The sequence below is a fragment of the Priestia sp. YIM B13552 genome (genome assembly GCF_042787775.1).
Lineage (GTDB): Bacteria > Bacillota > Bacilli > Bacillales > Bacillaceae_H > Priestia > Priestia megaterium_E.
In genome coordinates this window covers 70,109-83,888 of the sequence record NZ_JBHZOU010000002.1, presented here as the reverse complement: position 1 = coordinate 83,888, position 13,780 = coordinate 70,109, and the positions used below count along the sequence as shown (strand labels likewise).

The following is a 13,780-nucleotide window of genomic DNA, read 5'->3' as shown; positions in this document are numbered from 1 at the left end:
CTCAAATTGATTCTTAATCGCGCATTGCGCCTGCTTTTCGAGAAGTCATTGCACCTTGTCCTTCATTTACGTCTCTTTGGATTTCTTGTTTTACTTTTTGTGGATTTGTTGCAGAAGCTGCTGGTTTTTCAGTAAAGCTAGCATTTTCTTTAGCCGGTTGATTTTGCTGCATATAATCTTTCCTTCCTTTTTTATTCGTACAAAAAGGAAGAGTGGATACCCACTCTTCCTTCAGCCATCACATTATAAAGTTGTCTTAGAAGCGTCCGCCGCCAAGTTGTTGCTCAGCTAATTGCACAAGACGTTTCGTGATTTCACCACCTACTGATCCGTTTGCACGTGCAGTTGTATCAGCACCAAGGTTTACACCAAATTCGCTAGCGATTTCATATTTCATTTGATCGATTGCTTGTTCAGCACCGTATACTACTAATTCATTGTTGTTGCTGCTTTTGTTGTTTGCCATGTTGTGTCACCTCCTTGTTTTTCTTAAGTTTCCTAGGGAACAAGAGGTATATACATGGTAATTTGTGGGTGTTTATTTTCTTATCAGAATGACATACTAGTTTTTAGAAACAACCGACACTGTAAAAAGTGGAATTAGATGTTTCATTTCCTTGTGAAAAAACTATATCCTTGCCATGTGTAGGAGAGAGAATGACATTTTGTTTGTCATTCTTTTTTCATGTTCATGTGTATACCATGTAAATGACAAATGACTAACATCTTTTGTTGATCCATGAAATGTCCTCCTCGTTATGTAAAAAGATAAAGTGATCAAGCTTATTTATTTTCTCTTCTTTCTTGCTGATTCTGTACTTTTTCAATTCCAGTGTTTGATTCAAATCCGACTCGATAAGTTCCAGGTTTTTGTTGCTTTACTGAATCTGGCATTTGATACTGCTTTAAATCATCCTGAAACTGTCTTGTGCTTGGATTTCTTTCCACTTATATTCCTCCTCAGTAAATTAAATTTTGACGTTTTAGTTTCCCCAGTTCGTAAAACAATTAAGCATGTTATACATGTCTCTTAGCAACCAGTAGCTAATTAATTCTCGGGAAATAAAAATATAACTTAACCTTCCACTTATTTTATCTTCAAATTTTCAAACAATAGGGCTAGGAGGTGTTTTTATGCCAAAGAAAGACTTTACAGGCGTTGATAATTCAGGAATCGCAGAAAGAGTTGATTATAACAACTATAAAAATAAAGATAGCAATAATGATCCTACGCTTAACCGTATTGTCGAAGAAGATGGGCGTGCTCTCGACCCAAGGGAAACCTTAGAAAATTTCTTTACTGACCTTGAAGGTGAAGAGCCACAAGAAATTACAACTTAATAAAAAAAGTAGAAAATGACGGATCTTTTTTTGCGAAAAGACCTATGAAACGCAGATATTTTCATTAAAGAACCTGCTGTAAACGAGTTAACAGGATTTAGAAAAATGAGGGCTATTAATAGAGGTGAAGTTAATGTCGCACACAGAAACTGAACGAACAACGTATATGTATGATCCTTTCACTATACAAGGTCTTGAAATGAATATACCTAAAGAAGGCGAAGGCAGCCAACCGCTAATAAATCGTTCAGGACTGAGTACCTCTACGTTCAAAACAAACATGAATAGAAAACATTTTGAACGTTATATTTATTAGCAGGAATATCTTGCAGCTTTTTATCTTATAAAAAGATCCTTCTATTTTATACGCTAGAAGGGTCTTTCCACTAAATATTCTCATTTCAGTATAGTAATCAATTGCTTGTGCCTAACGTATTGGGAAATTCACCTTCGTGTTAGGTTTGGATAGGTAACAAAAGTGGTTAGTGTTTTTTTATATATTGTCTGTACATCCATTGTAGAAAGGATTTAACGAAATGCAGAAGCAAACCTTACTTTTTAATTTAGACGATACGCTTGTTCACTGTAATAAATATTTTAGAGACACCATAAATGCTTTTGTGGCTCAATTGCAGGAGTGGTTTGAGAATCTGAATAAGGAAGAAATAAAACAAAAGCAGTTAGAGATAGATTTAAAAAGTATCGAAAAGTATGGCCTTCACTCTTCCCGCTTTCCAGAATCATTAGTAGCTACTTATTTATTTTTTAATGAACAAAATCATCAAGATATCCATGACGATAGAGTCGAAAGAATCAAAAAAATTGGTCAAAGTGTATTTGAAGTACCGATAGAGCCTTTGCCAAATATGTATGAAGTATTAGATAAGCTAAAAGAACAAGGACATAATCTCTACTTACATACAGGTGGAGACGAGGAAAATCAAGGTAGAAAAATTGTTCAGCTAGAGCTAGCTAAATACTTTGAAAAAAGGGTGTTTATTTCTGAACAGAAAGATACATCTGCATTAAAAGAGATACTAAACCAAATTAAGTACGATCCAAAAAAGACTTGGATGATTGGCAATTCATTAAAAACCGATATAAGACCGGCAGTAGAAGCTGGAATACATGCGATTCACGTGCCTTCTGAACTGGAGTGGAGCTACAACGAAGTTAAAATTGATATTGCGCCAAAAGGTAAATTGATAACCGTTCATTCACTGCTGGAAGTTCCAGAAATCATCCAAAAGCACGCTCAAGAAACGGTTGTATCTACCTAATATTAGCTCATATGTAAACACAGTATACAAGAACAGCTAACCGTTGATTAAACCTTACTCAACAGTAGTCAGATAAAGTTCTTATGTTTTTTCTAATCATAATATACAGAGGAGGTGACTGATATGGCGGATCAATCCAAAGAATCAGAAAAAATGATATGTGAAGATCATAATTCTCCAGTTGATGAAAGAAGCTACGATTTATACAAAGCGACGCGTAATTCACTTTTACGTAATGAATTAGACGATAAAAACAAAACCATTTTAAATAATATTGATAACGGAGCGATGGATGTTAATCTTGAGGAATAATGGGCATTAAAAAACCTTTTATTTCTTAGTATCATAGCTATGTTACTAAGGATACACGTTTCTTTTTCTCTTAGTAAAGAAGACCCTAAATGATTAGGGTCTTTTTTAGGTATTTGTCCAAACATTCTATGGTTGTTTCACATACAGTAATAGGAGTCTACTAACAGAAAGGAGAAGATTTTTAATATGAGAAACAACTATCCTTATCCGCACTCTAATTACGGTGGTTATCAAGGGGCTATGTATCCTCAGCAAGGTAACTCCGGTTATCGACAAGCTAAACCATGTGGTCAATTGCCTCCTCAAACCATGCCTGCTCAGTATGACCCAGTTAAACAAAATACATCTTTTACTGGTCAAGATGTGTTTGTACCAGTGGTGCATCCTAGTCATACCACAAATGTTTATCAAAAAAAATATAAATATATGCACTCATTCCCGCATACAGAATCCGTTGTATGTCAGGAAACGCATCAACATTTTTGTGCTCCAAGCTGTCCTCCTAGACCTCATCCTTGGTGCTGATAGCCAAAAAATCCCCTTCATTTTAACAATGAAGGGTTTTTACTATGTGAAATTCATAATGTTATCTAGCTATCGTTAAACAAAGTAGCCTATTTTTGACCAAAATCCAATCGATATGAGCTATGTCTACATATAATACCTTAACCCATGTATATTTAAAGTTTTTTCCTTTAGTTAAATACCACGAAAAGAGGTGTTTGTATGTCTAGTTATGGTGGAGCTGGTTCTGGTTTTGCTTTATTAGTTGTCTTGTTTATTCTTCTTGTCATTATTGGATGCAGCTGTTACGGCCGCGGATTTGGCTATTAATAATAATAAAAAAGTCTTTCTCTAATGTGAGAAAGACTTTTTTATTCTAGGTTGTGCAGGGAGTGCTTTTATACGCAATAGAACTGATTGGGCGGAATTCAAACAATCTATTGCAGAGGGTGTACAACTCATATATGGGATCTGAGGATGCTTCATTGTATGTAAAAGAAACTAAAAGGTTATTGTTTTTTTATAGTGGTATAAAACGTAGTCTATCCACTTCGTGGAGCACATTTCGTTTTTTATCATATGCTAAATGTATGAAGAAGAAGGAGGTGGAGTTTATGTTCTTTGGCGGTTATGGCGGAGGTTGTGGCTATGGTTATGGCGGCGGCTGCGGTTACGGCGGTGGCAGTGGTTTTGCTTTAATTATCGTGCTGTTTATCTTATTAATCATTATTGGCTGTGCTTGTTGGGGAGGATTTGGCGGTTGCTAATTATTAGCCTGCCTTTATCTCTAACTTAAAAAAGTTAGCTTTATGCTAGCTTTTTTTCTGTGTTGAATTTGTACATGTCCAGTGATTAGGCTTTATATTTGCCGCGTTAACCAATGGTTTACAGCTTGTTACTAAGCGTTTATGGAATTTTTTACATATTTATTGTAAGCTAAGCCTTAGAGGTGATGAAGGTGAATTTAGGGGAACAGCTGCAGAAGTTAAGAGAAGAGAAAAAGATGTCCAGGGAAGAATTAGCTGGGGAAATGAATGTATCTAGACAAGCTGTATACAAGTGGGAGAACAACAAAGGGTATCCGGATATTGAAAACCTTATTAAGTTAAGTGAGTTATATGATGTGACGTTGGATGAATTGATTAAAGGGGATCAGAAGTTTCAAAAGAAAATTGCAATAGATGAAGAGGAAGAGGAGCCATCTACTCCAGGGTTTGTCATAGGGATTATCATTGTATTTATAGGAATATTTTTTGACTGGGGTAAATTTTCATTCTGTGTTTCGATACTAGGGTTTGCAATTATGCTTTTTTATAACGAATTAAAACAAACGTTTTGGAATATAAAAAAGGATTTTAAGGAAGAAAGGTAAGTAAACAGGCTTTAAGTTCTCTTAAAGCCTGTTTTTGTAACTTCAGTTTTCATTAAGAATCCTGCCAAGATAATAAAGGCAGCAGATAAAAGTAATGCGGTTAATCCCTGTTTTAAAATAAATCCAAAAATCGTTATAGAAAATGATCCTAAAAAGAACGTTAATTTGACCAAAATATTTCTCTTACTCATTTATAACATCTCAATTCTACATACAGATCATCCATAAAGTTACTGATATTGCCTTCTTTGTCCAACGCTCCAAGCCAAACCTAATACAGAAACAGTTACAACTATCGCGGTCAACATAACTATATTCACCTCTTCTTCCTTATAATTACATTGTAACATAGCCTCAGCATGCTGTTTTAAAAGAGATGTGAGAATGACTAATATATTATACTCAGCATAAGAACCATGAATATTTGAAATAAGTTTAATTAAAAATTCACCTCTTTGTTTTGGGGGAATCATGTAAAATGATGATAAGAGGAGGGATGGAAATGAATGGAACAGATGCAATAGTATTAAATATAAAAGAGATTAGAAGAAGAAGTATAAAGGTTTGGCAAGCAATTCCTGATGATAAACTCGATTGGAAGCCAGATAAAGAAGCTATGACATGCATAGAAATGGTTCGTCATGTCTTGGAGTCAGAATACTATTATCATCTAGCTATCAAAAATTTGGGCAGCTTAAAGGAATTTGATTCTCCTTTTGAAAAAAGACCCTTACAATCTATAAAGGATGAATTGGAGTTTGCAGCATCATACCACCAACAATTTTTAGACATGATTACTACTTTTTCTGAAGAAGATTTAACTAACATTCAAATAGACCGTTCAGATGTTGGTTATATTCGTTCTTTAGGGGATATGTTGATGCGGATAGGCTATCATGAATCCGTACACGCTGGACAACTCTTACAGTATTTGAGAATCATGGAGGTTGATCGACCTAGAATATGGGATTAAATCAATTAACTATGGATCTATTGTTAATAAGGGGAGAGTAGCGGGTACATAAAAAGTAAGGAGAAAAGATCTTAATGAAGGAGGAAAGCTCCATGAGTAAAAGTATTATAGGCGTATATGAGTCACCGGAAGAAACATTAACTAGAATTGAGAAATTAAGAATGATAGGGTATGAGGATAATGAAATTACAGTTCTAACTAATCAAGAGACCGCAGCGGGCAATCTAGCTTATCGAACGAATGTAAACGTGGATAAGCTATCTGCTGTTGACCAAGATAAAGTCACTCAGGAAGATATGACTGGAGGGGCCCAGCCGGATTCTTTTTTAGATAAATTAAAGAAATTTTTTGTGGTGCAAAATTACTCAAATGAAGAAGATCGTGCAACAAATTTAGGTATTCCCACAGAGGAGCTAACCTCTCATAAAAAAGATTTGGATGATGGAAAGTTTGTAATTGCTGTGACTTCTCATAAATTGAATGAAAAAGGGTTAGACCTAGAGTGATATATTTGATTTAAAAGTCGAACCAAAAGGGGGTGTACGCTAACGCGTACACCCCCTTTTAATATATAGAATTCAAAAGAAAAATATTTAAAGGAAGATTATTTATTACGATAACCTTCCTTTAAATATTTTCGTAGGTGGAAATCATGCACTAATTTAATCGTTGGACGAATGAGCAATTGCACGCTCCCAAGAATAAATAACCAAATCCCTATATTTTTTAAGGAATCATAGAAGAATAAAATACTGCCAATTAGGAACCAGATGCCTATCAAGAAGTCATTAATCGTATTTATAACTTTATAACTCTTTTTAAAGAACAATTCGTATTTACCTATTTCAATCTCCCCGTAGTCTTCTTTTCTTCCCATTTCTGACATTGTAACTCCCTCTTTTTCTTGAATTACTTTTTTAATTCCCTTAGCAAGTCATAAAAAAACGTCTTTTGTGACAGGTATATGATAGTAAGGGAACAAGCGTAACTTTATTGTATTTTTCCATCTCAAATCTCCATTTTTTATCTATTATGTAAGCATTGACTAGAATAGATTTCTGCTCTTCATAGATGTAATAAAAGAAAACAAAGGGATCCTGCATAGGGACCCCCAAAAAAAGCTGCGTTGATGTGTTATTTTGAAAGTCGACTTACAGGACGATGCATGTAGCTTCTTGGTAAAATAAATACTACGCTCAATACTAACGACAAGATCCCCACTAGTACGACGTATTCTGTACCCATTCCTGATATAAATAGTCCACCTACAGCTGTACCAATCGTTGTTCCTAAGTTAACGGATGCTAAAAATAGTCCGTTTGCGAAATCAGGAGCTTCTGGAGCTGCTGAGGAAATCCAATATTGATTAATGTTCGTTCCTATACCAGCGAATATTCCCCAAACTAAAGTCGTGATAGCCATCGGCCAAGTAAACTGTCCGGTGAAGAATAAAATGATGTAAACGACTCCCAATGCGAAAGGGAAAACTACTACAGTTTTCAGTGCATTTTTCGTAAGTAACTTCCCCGCGATAATGTTTCCAATAATATTGGCCGCACCGAATAGAATTAACATAAAGCTAATTAATTTTCCAGAGATGTTCGTAACGGTTTTAAGATACTCAGCAAGATAGCTGTATACCCCAAATACTGCGGAATTCAGTAAAAGGACGGCCATAATAGAAAGCCAAGTAACGGGGTTTTTTAATACGCTGAGCTGCGCTCCGTAGGAAAGTCTTTCTTTAACAGGCATAGAAGGGAAGAATGCCCATGTAGCAATAAATACTATAGCGTTAATAACAGCGAAAAATACCATTGATAGTTGAAACGAAACTGTGCTTGCAAGAAAGCTTGCGATTGGTACACCAAGTACCATACCTGCAGATACGCCAATAAAGACTTTTGAAACAGCTTTTGGAGCGTCTTCCTTGCTGACGGAGTTCGCAGCCATTGTAAAAGCTGCTGAAAAATAAATTGGATGAAAGATAGCTGGAATCACACGCGCAATTATGGCAACAGCAAAGTTAGACGTAAAGATAGAGATAATGTTACCTAAAACGAAAATACCAAGTACAAGCAACATCGCTTTCTTACGATTGACTCCTGAAAATAATAACGGCATAGTTGGACCGGATATTGATACAGTAAGAGCAAAGAGACTCACCAGCCACCCGGCCTTTGATACACTGATATGAAAGTGATCCGCAATGTAGGGCAGTATCCCTATAACTCCCATTTCGGTATTTATAATCCCGAAAGCTCCTAAGGTTAAGACAAATATAAGTAGCTTATGTTGTTTAGACATAAAATCAAATTCCTTCTTTCTAAAAAGCGTTCTGTTCTAGCTGCTTCAAAGCGGGCTGTTTAACGAGCAACCGTCATGTTTTTACTTAGTCACTTTTTCAATGGTAACTGTAAAATCACCATGAATATTTTCAACGTTTTCTTTTCCAGACTCAATTTGACCTAGTATGATAAGGTCATTTGTGGCATCCTCAAAACCTTTATAAAAAATCGCTATATTTCCCCAAGGAGTGTAATAAGCAAAGTCGCCTTTTTTTGATGGATCTCCAGCTTGTCCATCATCTGCTGATAATCTTTTTTGTAAAATACTAATTTTCTCTTTACCTATATAATCTTCAAAAGTGACTTTTAAAGGCAATTGAGCTAGAAAAGCCATACTTGCTGAGTTATCGTACATCCTAATCAAGACTTCTTTATCGTTAAACGTTAATTTGATTCTTGTAGCTGAAATACGATTTTCTTTTGGCTGCTCTGGTGCTTGCTTTAAAGGGTTACTTGTATTACGATCTCTGTCCGCTGCAGATGAATTATTGTTGCTGCAAGCAGCGAGGCCAAAGCTTGTTACTAAGATAGAAGACAGACATAAGAATTTTTTCATTTTAAGCTCCTTTCAATTTTGAATATTTAAAAGTGTTGTTTTCGTGATATGAACTTTGTTGCTATTTATTTTAATGGCTCCTTTTAAATATAGAAAATACTTATATCTTATATCGTGGTATGCTTGATAAGCATTTCTGAGACGTATACACTAAAAATTGTGAAAGGGGGAGCGGTATATGGAATTTCGAGTTTTACGCTATTTTCTTACGGTTGCAAGAGAAGGAAACATCACGAGAGCTGCTGATTTTTTGCATGTGACACAGCCAACTTTGTCGAGACAATTAAAAGATCTTGAACAAGAGTTAGGTAAAAAACTATTTATTCGCAGCAGTCATAGTGTCATTCTGACAGATGAAGGAATGCTTCTGCGAAACAGGGCAGAGGAAATCGTTAATATGATGGATAAATTAGAGGCGGAATTTAGTTCGATGGAAGAAACAATAGGTGGTGATGTCTATATAGGCGGCGGGGAAACTGAAGCGATGAAACACATTGCACGAGTAGCAAAAGATGTACAGGTACGTTATCCCAATATACGATATCATCTCTACAGCGGAAACGAAGAAGATATAACGGAACGGCTAGACAAGGGTCTGCTTGATTTCGGTATTTTAATTCAGCCAGCCGATATTTCAAAATACAATTATCTTAATATGCCTGCCAAAGATGTTTGGGGCGTCGTTATGAAAAAAGACAGCTCTCTTGCCGTCAAAGAAAGCATTCAAGCTGCGGATTTAGTAAACGTTCCACTGATTTGTTCACGACAGGCCGTGAAACAGACTTTTTCAAAAAATGAATTTGCGGATTGGTTTGGCGAAGATTTTCATAAATTAAACATCGTCACTACATACAATCTTGCCTATAATGCGGGCATTATGGTTGAAGAAGGTGTTGGATATGCCATAACACTTGATAAAATAGTCAATACCTCTACTACTAGCAACCTTTGTTTCAGGCCGTTACAGCCAAGGCTTGAATCAGGTTTAAATATCGTGTGGAAAAAGCATCATGTTCTTTCAACTGCGGCGAATGCGTTTTTAAAAGAACTGCAGGAGGAATTTGCATCACCTAGAAAATGAAATTTTTAATAGCAGTCTACTTTAAAACAGCCATAAAATTGGCTGTTTTTTATTGTGTAAAAATGTAAAATAGTGGTTTATTTTTTCTTTAATTTATTACAAAAAATCAAATGTACTTAAGGCATTTCTATCAATTATAGTAACAATTGTTAAATTTTATCTTAAAGGTGATATTCTTATAAATATTCAATCAGTATGCTTTCAAAGCTATTTATGGATTTAATGTTAGAGTATGAAACAAGTACGGAGAGCCACGATTACTTTATTATTTTAAACGAAGGATGAGTGATGTATGAACAAGCTTATAATACCAGCCGTATTAGTGATCTTCGCTTTATGGATTTTATTACAATTGGCTTTAGGAGGGGATATTTTCAAAAATCCACTAAATTATTTTATCTTAATAACGGTTTTCTTTTTATTTATCCAACAAGCAAAAGAAAAATAGCCTGGCTTGATCGCTGCTGTGTAGTCTATAGCTATAGACTACTTTTTCTTTTGGGTACGTTACAATAATTTTATCTACAAGCTAATTAGAAAAGAAGGTTGAACCTTGCTTTATAAAAAACACCTTACGACTGTAAAAATGCTTAAAATTTGAAAAAATATTAAACAGTACCTTGCAATAAACAATAGCTGGTGATATATTGTAATTATTAGGAAATCATTATGAATCAGTACTATACAATAAACAGTAGTGAACTGTGAAAAGAAAAGGGTGAAGAACAGTGAACGTACAATTTAAAAAAGGAGTTTTAGAGCTTTGTGTCCTTGTGTTGCTTGATAAAAAAGACCGCTATGGATATGAACTAGTTCAAAAAATCTCCGATCAAATTGAAATATCAGAAGGGTCCGTATATCCTTTGCTGCGCCGGTTAACCAAAGAAGAATACTTTACAACGTATTTAAAAGAATCTACAGAAGGTCCTTCAAGAAAGTATTATCAGCTCACAGATAAAGGAAGAGATTATTTATATGAACTTGTCGATGAGTGGAACGAGTTTTCAAGAGGTGTTAATCAATTAATTAAAGAAGGTGTGAACAATGTCAAAGAGTAGCTTTTTACAGCAATTAAATGAATCCTTAAAACCATTGTCTTCAAAAGAACGAGCAGATATTTTACAAGATTATGAAGAACATTTCTCCATTGGCTTAGAAGAAGGAAAAACAGAAGAAGAAATTGTAACGTCGTTAGGTTCTCCGAATCAAATAGCTAAAGAACTGCTGGCAGATTATCATGTTGAGCAAGCAACAGCTAAGGCAACAACTCAAAATATTTTAAGAGCCACGTGGGCCGTAATTGGTTTAGCTTTTTTTAATGTAGTGATTGTTCTTGGACCCGCCGTCGCATTAGCTGGCTTTATTTTGTCAGCTTGGGCCATAGGTCTATGTTTCTTGCTATCTCCGATTCTAGTTCTTGGTGAGGCTATTGTACATTCGAGCGGCTTTTTTCTCTTTAATTTATTTATGTCTTTAGCATTTTGCGGAATTGGATATTTTATTATGTTAGGTATGTTAGTTGTAACGAAGCTAGCTATAAAAGGCTTTGTACGTTATCTAAAATACAATGTATCACTCGTGAAAGGCGGTTTAAAACGTGCTGAATAAAAAGAAACTCTCCATTCTTGCAGGTATTCTCATCCTTGTTGGGATTATAGGAGGCCTCCTTACGTATCGTGCTATTGATCCTGAACCTATTTCAAAAGAAAAAACGATCAACAGTAATCAAGTATCAAAGGTAAACATCGATACGGATAATACTCGTGTTCATGTATACCCTAGTAAAGGCAATGATATCAAAGTAACATTAAAAGGCGAAACATCTCCTAATATAAAAAGAGACTTCACTACTGACGTTAGAAATTCAACGCTTTTTATCTCTTATAGTGAACGACAGCGCAGCTGGGTCAATTTTGACATTGTTAGTGTATTAAAACCGCTATCCATCAACGTTTATCTGCCTGAAAAACAGTATAATTCATTGGGGATTTCCAGCAACAATGGGTATGTGTCTGTTAAAAAGTTAAGCGCAGCAGATGTTTCCATTCGTGCAAACAACGGACGTGTAGAATTAGAGAACATTGATTCACAAAACTTGAACACCAGCGTACACAATGGACTTACAAGCATAAAAAATGCTGCAGCAAAAGCGGTTCAAGCAAAAGGAAATAATGGAAAAATAACGCTGAGTAACGTGGAAGGTAGTTTAGAAGGCGAAACGCATAACGGAAGCATCGCTCTTGAAACAGAAGAACTTGATCGAGATATTGACTTTAAAACGCACAATGGAAAGATTAAGATTACGACGGAAAAAGAACCAAGTAACGTTCAATTTAATGTTTCTGTCGACAACGGGAAAGTAGATATCTTGAATAAATATGATGGGGACGCTGTTATTGGAAAAGGAAAGAATATCATTAAACTAGCTACTCATAACGGCAGTATTTCAGTAATAAAGTAGCCTGTTAGCTATACGGCACAAAGCTCACCTGCAAAAAAACAGAAGCACAGCTAGCCGCAGATACTCAAAAAAGGGTTTCACTCATTGAACGTTGATGAGTGGAACCTTTTTTTCTATGCAAGGTTAATACGGTAACAGCTTGTTATGATACGTGTAAACAGGTGTTGATTTCAAATTCTTTTGAATTTTTATTCATTTTAATTTATAATTTGGTAAGTAAATGCAGAATAAGGTTCTATTAGAACAATCTCTCCAAAGTTTGTGTGTAGCAAGATAAGGTACATTTATTTTAGTCTGAAAATTTATAATATTTTCTTAAAATTTAAGACCACGCATCAAGGAGAGGCATTTACAAAACTAACTTAGGGGGATCAACATGGTATTTGGCGTATTAAAAGATAAGAAAGTGGGAGAATATCGAGTCATTATGACACCTTTAGAGGTTGCTGCTATTAAAGACGATGGCCATACGGTTCTTGTTCAAAAAGATGCGGGCGCCTTAGCGGGATTTACGAATGAACAGTATGAAAAAGAAGGGGCGGAAATAGTAGAAACAACAGAAGAGATGTATGAAAGATGTGACTTTATAGCAAAAGTTAAAGAAATTGAAGAAAATGAGTATAAGTTGCTCAAGGAAAATCAAATTATCTATACGTGTATACATCCAGCGGCACATAAAGAGCAGGTACAAGCTATACTCGATAGCAAATGTATTGCATTCACAGCGGAGGATTCACATCGATTTGGTTCAGTAAACTGTGAAGCAGCAGGAAAACAAGGCGCACTAATGGGGCTGCAAGCCATGCTGACGATTAACGGAGGAAAAGGAAAATTTGTTAGTGGCTTAGCTGGAGCTCCCGGTATGAAGGTAATGATTCTTGGAGGAGGACTAGTAGGAAGGTCAGCTCTGCAGGTTTTACATTCATTAGGTGCGTGGTGTACGGTTATGGATGTAAATTACGGAACGTTAAGAGATATCGGCAAAACGTATAATGAAAAAGTGAATACACAGCTATCAACTAAGCAAAATATTAAAAAATTGCTTCCTGAAACTGATATGGTAATTAACTGTGTGAAATGGCCAAAGGAACGCAAAGATTATTTAATAGAGCGTGATATGCTCAATTTAATGGAAAAAGGATCAGTTATTGTAGATATTAGCAATGATACGGATGGTGCAATTGAGTCTTTTCGTGAAACAACTCATGCACATCCTACATATATTGAAAATGGAGTCGTTCATTACTGTGTAAGTAACATCCCTGGAGCGATTGCTAACTCTACTTCTGTAGCTTATGCAGCGTCCGTGCTGCCACATATTCAGTCCATCCTAAATTCGGGTGTAAAATCAGCCTGTATCAAAGATGGATTTTTAAGACGCAGCTTAACCGCTTATAAAGGATACCTTACACATGAAGAAACAAGTGCTATACAAAATAGACCTTGGGTCAGACCAGAGGACGTATTACATATACAAGGGGAAAAGCTAGACCCAGCACCACCCGCTACATCAACAAGATCAGCTAATTTGTTAAGCATTTAAAGTTGCAAAAGG

General features: G+C 35.6%; 23 protein-coding genes. 16 read left to right on the top strand and 7 right to left on the bottom strand.

Annotation, left to right across the window (positions count from 1 at the left end; translation table 11 throughout):
* Nucleotides 1–13 precede the first annotated feature (13 nt).
* From ACFX40_RS06425 to ACFX40_RS06415, 3 genes are all read right to left on the bottom strand, one after another.
* Complete coding sequence (locus tag ACFX40_RS06425; protein WP_377254547.1) at nucleotides 14–172, bottom strand: hypothetical protein; 159 nt, start codon at nucleotides 170–172, stop codon at nucleotides 14–16.
* Nucleotides 173–256: 84 nt separating this feature from the next.
* Nucleotides 257–466 carry an alpha/beta-type small acid-soluble spore protein gene (locus ACFX40_RS06420; protein ID WP_050690258.1) on the bottom strand — a complete coding sequence of 70 codons (210 nt, stop codon included), beginning with the start codon at nucleotides 464–466 and terminating at the stop codon, nucleotides 257–259.
* A 317-nt stretch (nucleotides 467–783) separates the two neighbouring features.
* The gene (locus ACFX40_RS06415) at nucleotides 784–948 is read right to left on the bottom strand and encodes a hypothetical protein (protein WP_377254544.1); all 165 of its coding nucleotides are present in this window, start codon (nucleotides 946–948) and stop codon (nucleotides 784–786) included.
* A 186-nt stretch (nucleotides 949–1,134) separates the two neighbouring features.
* Here ACFX40_RS06415 and ACFX40_RS06410 point away from each other — a divergent pair, with 186 nt between their 5' ends.
* From ACFX40_RS06410 to ACFX40_RS06375, 8 genes are all read left to right on the top strand, one after another.
* Nucleotides 1,135–1,341: a hypothetical protein gene (locus ACFX40_RS06410; protein ID WP_013084439.1), complete on the top strand. Its 207-nt coding sequence runs from the start codon at nucleotides 1,135–1,137 to the stop codon at nucleotides 1,339–1,341.
* Nucleotides 1,342–1,474: 133 nt separating this feature from the next.
* On the top strand, nucleotides 1,475–1,657 hold the full coding sequence (locus tag ACFX40_RS06405) for a hypothetical protein (protein WP_025749972.1): 183 nt from the start codon (nucleotides 1,475–1,477) through the stop codon (nucleotides 1,655–1,657).
* 220 nt (nucleotides 1,658–1,877) lie between these two features.
* Nucleotides 1,878–2,621, top strand: coding sequence for an HAD family hydrolase (locus ACFX40_RS06400; RefSeq protein WP_377254541.1), 744 nt, complete (start codon nucleotides 1,878–1,880; stop codon nucleotides 2,619–2,621).
* Nucleotides 2,622–2,744: 123 nt separating this feature from the next.
* Nucleotides 2,745–2,933, top strand: a complete 189-nt coding sequence (locus ACFX40_RS06395) for a hypothetical protein (protein WP_377254538.1) — start codon at nucleotides 2,745–2,747, stop codon at nucleotides 2,931–2,933.
* Nucleotides 2,934–3,119: 186 nt separating this feature from the next.
* Nucleotides 3,120–3,458: a CotD family spore coat protein gene (locus ACFX40_RS06390; protein WP_377254535.1), complete on the top strand. Its 339-nt coding sequence runs from the start codon at nucleotides 3,120–3,122 to the stop codon at nucleotides 3,456–3,458.
* 201 nt (nucleotides 3,459–3,659) lie between these two features.
* Nucleotides 3,660–3,767, top strand: coding sequence for a YjcZ family sporulation protein (locus ACFX40_RS06385; protein ID WP_016766356.1), 108 nt, complete (start codon nucleotides 3,660–3,662; stop codon nucleotides 3,765–3,767).
* 284 nt (nucleotides 3,768–4,051) lie between these two features.
* The gene (locus ACFX40_RS06380) at nucleotides 4,052–4,204 is read left to right on the top strand and encodes a YjcZ family sporulation protein (RefSeq protein WP_013058439.1); all 153 of its coding nucleotides are present in this window, start codon (nucleotides 4,052–4,054) and stop codon (nucleotides 4,202–4,204) included.
* A gap of 191 nt (nucleotides 4,205–4,395) precedes the next feature.
* Complete coding sequence (locus ACFX40_RS06375) at nucleotides 4,396–4,809, top strand: helix-turn-helix domain-containing protein (protein ID WP_098334117.1); 414 nt, start codon at nucleotides 4,396–4,398, stop codon at nucleotides 4,807–4,809.
* 11 nt (nucleotides 4,810–4,820) lie between these two features.
* On the opposite strand, the gene ACFX40_RS06370 is transcribed toward ACFX40_RS06375, so the two are convergent.
* Complete coding sequence (locus ACFX40_RS06370) at nucleotides 4,821–4,982, bottom strand: hypothetical protein (RefSeq protein WP_176528168.1); 162 nt, start codon at nucleotides 4,980–4,982, stop codon at nucleotides 4,821–4,823.
* Nucleotides 4,983–5,311: 329 nt separating this feature from the next.
* On the opposite strand from ACFX40_RS06370, the gene ACFX40_RS06365 reads away from it, so the two are divergent.
* Together ACFX40_RS06365 and ACFX40_RS06360 are read left to right on the top strand one after the other, a co-directional pair.
* A complete protein-coding gene (locus ACFX40_RS06365; protein ID WP_098249014.1) occupies nucleotides 5,312–5,782 on the top strand; it encodes a DinB family protein in 471 nt (156 codons plus the stop codon).
* Nucleotides 5,783–5,874: 92 nt separating this feature from the next.
* A complete protein-coding gene (locus tag ACFX40_RS06360) occupies nucleotides 5,875–6,288 on the top strand; it encodes a general stress protein (protein ID WP_028409844.1) in 414 nt (137 codons plus the stop codon).
* A gap of 98 nt (nucleotides 6,289–6,386) precedes the next feature.
* Here ACFX40_RS06360 and ACFX40_RS06355 read toward each other — a convergent pair whose 3' ends face one another.
* The 3 genes from ACFX40_RS06355 to ACFX40_RS06345 form a co-directional block, all read right to left on the bottom strand.
* Entirely contained in the window at nucleotides 6,387–6,668 is a 282-nt protein-coding gene (locus ACFX40_RS06355; protein WP_013084430.1) for a YrhK family protein, read from the bottom strand.
* A gap of 248 nt (nucleotides 6,669–6,916) precedes the next feature.
* Complete coding sequence (locus ACFX40_RS06350; RefSeq protein WP_377254532.1) at nucleotides 6,917–8,086, bottom strand: MFS transporter; 1,170 nt, start codon at nucleotides 8,084–8,086, stop codon at nucleotides 6,917–6,919.
* Between the two features lie 81 nt (nucleotides 8,087–8,167).
* The gene (locus tag ACFX40_RS06345) at nucleotides 8,168–8,683 is read right to left on the bottom strand and encodes a cyclophilin-like fold protein (protein WP_377254529.1); all 516 of its coding nucleotides are present in this window, start codon (nucleotides 8,681–8,683) and stop codon (nucleotides 8,168–8,170) included.
* Between the two features lie 178 nt (nucleotides 8,684–8,861).
* Here ACFX40_RS06345 and ACFX40_RS06340 point away from each other — a divergent pair, with 178 nt between their 5' ends.
* The 6 genes from ACFX40_RS06340 to ACFX40_RS06315 all read left to right on the top strand — a co-directional run bounded on the left by ACFX40_RS06340 (nucleotide 8,862) and on the right by ACFX40_RS06315 (nucleotide 13,768).
* Nucleotides 8,862–9,764: a LysR family transcriptional regulator gene (locus tag ACFX40_RS06340; protein ID WP_377254526.1), complete on the top strand. Its 903-nt coding sequence runs from the start codon at nucleotides 8,862–8,864 to the stop codon at nucleotides 9,762–9,764.
* A 292-nt stretch (nucleotides 9,765–10,056) separates the two neighbouring features.
* Nucleotides 10,057–10,212, top strand: coding sequence for a hypothetical protein (locus tag ACFX40_RS06335; protein WP_098249009.1), 156 nt, complete (start codon nucleotides 10,057–10,059; stop codon nucleotides 10,210–10,212).
* Nucleotides 10,213–10,492: 280 nt separating this feature from the next.
* Nucleotides 10,493–10,822 carry a PadR family transcriptional regulator gene (locus ACFX40_RS06330; RefSeq protein ID WP_028409849.1) on the top strand — a complete coding sequence of 110 codons (330 nt, stop codon included), beginning with the start codon at nucleotides 10,493–10,495 and terminating at the stop codon, nucleotides 10,820–10,822.
* Nucleotides 10,809–11,372 (top strand): HAAS signaling domain-containing protein, encoded by a 564-nt coding sequence (locus ACFX40_RS06325; protein ID WP_028409939.1) that lies wholly within the window; start codon nucleotides 10,809–10,811, stop codon nucleotides 11,370–11,372. Before ACFX40_RS06330 ends, ACFX40_RS06325 begins: the two co-directional genes overlap by 14 nt.
* Entirely contained in the window at nucleotides 11,362–12,225 is an 864-nt protein-coding gene (locus tag ACFX40_RS06320; RefSeq protein ID WP_098526205.1) for a DUF4097 family beta strand repeat-containing protein, read from the top strand. Before ACFX40_RS06325 ends, ACFX40_RS06320 begins: the two co-directional genes overlap by 11 nt.
* 376 nt (nucleotides 12,226–12,601) lie before the next feature.
* Nucleotides 12,602–13,768, top strand: a complete 1,167-nt coding sequence (locus tag ACFX40_RS06315; RefSeq protein ID WP_377254523.1) for an alanine dehydrogenase — start codon at nucleotides 12,602–12,604, stop codon at nucleotides 13,766–13,768.
* The last annotated feature ends 12 nt before the right edge of the window (nucleotides 13,769–13,780 follow it).

Coding starts and splice junctions, on each gene's coding strand:
- ACFX40_RS06425 (WP_377254547.1), bottom strand. CDS start 172: ATGCAGCAAAATCAACCGGCTAAAGAAAATGCTAGCTTTACTGAAAAA.
- ACFX40_RS06420 (WP_050690258.1), bottom strand. CDS start 466: ATGGCAAACAACAAAAGCAGCAACAACAATGAATTAGTAGTATACGGT.
- ACFX40_RS06410 (WP_013084439.1), top strand. CDS start 1,135: ATGCCAAAGAAAGACTTTACAGGCGTTGATAATTCAGGAATCGCAGAA.
- ACFX40_RS06405 (WP_025749972.1), top strand. CDS start 1,475: ATGTCGCACACAGAAACTGAACGAACAACGTATATGTATGATCCTTTC.
- ACFX40_RS06400 (WP_377254541.1), top strand. CDS start 1,878: ATGCAGAAGCAAACCTTACTTTTTAATTTAGACGATACGCTTGTTCAC.
- ACFX40_RS06395 (WP_377254538.1), top strand. CDS start 2,745: ATGGCGGATCAATCCAAAGAATCAGAAAAAATGATATGTGAAGATCAT.
- ACFX40_RS06390 (WP_377254535.1), top strand. CDS start 3,120: ATGAGAAACAACTATCCTTATCCGCACTCTAATTACGGTGGTTATCAA.
- ACFX40_RS06385 (WP_016766356.1), top strand. CDS start 3,660: ATGTCTAGTTATGGTGGAGCTGGTTCTGGTTTTGCTTTATTAGTTGTC.
- ACFX40_RS06380 (WP_013058439.1), top strand. CDS start 4,052: ATGTTCTTTGGCGGTTATGGCGGAGGTTGTGGCTATGGTTATGGCGGC.
- ACFX40_RS06365 (WP_098249014.1), top strand. CDS start 5,312: ATGAATGGAACAGATGCAATAGTATTAAATATAAAAGAGATTAGAAGA.
- ACFX40_RS06360 (WP_028409844.1), top strand. CDS start 5,875: ATGAGTAAAAGTATTATAGGCGTATATGAGTCACCGGAAGAAACATTA.
- ACFX40_RS06355 (WP_013084430.1), bottom strand. CDS start 6,668: ATGTCAGAAATGGGAAGAAAAGAAGACTACGGGGAGATTGAAATAGGT.
- ACFX40_RS06350 (WP_377254532.1), bottom strand. CDS start 8,086: ATGTCTAAACAACATAAGCTACTTATATTTGTCTTAACCTTAGGAGCT.
- ACFX40_RS06345 (WP_377254529.1), bottom strand. CDS start 8,683: ATGAAAAAATTCTTATGTCTGTCTTCTATCTTAGTAACAAGCTTTGGC.
- ACFX40_RS06340 (WP_377254526.1), top strand. CDS start 8,862: ATGGAATTTCGAGTTTTACGCTATTTTCTTACGGTTGCAAGAGAAGGA.
- ACFX40_RS06335 (WP_098249009.1), top strand. CDS start 10,057: ATGAACAAGCTTATAATACCAGCCGTATTAGTGATCTTCGCTTTATGG.
- ACFX40_RS06325 (WP_028409939.1), top strand. CDS start 10,809: ATGTCAAAGAGTAGCTTTTTACAGCAATTAAATGAATCCTTAAAACCA.
- ACFX40_RS06315 (WP_377254523.1), top strand. CDS start 12,602: ATGGTATTTGGCGTATTAAAAGATAAGAAAGTGGGAGAATATCGAGTC.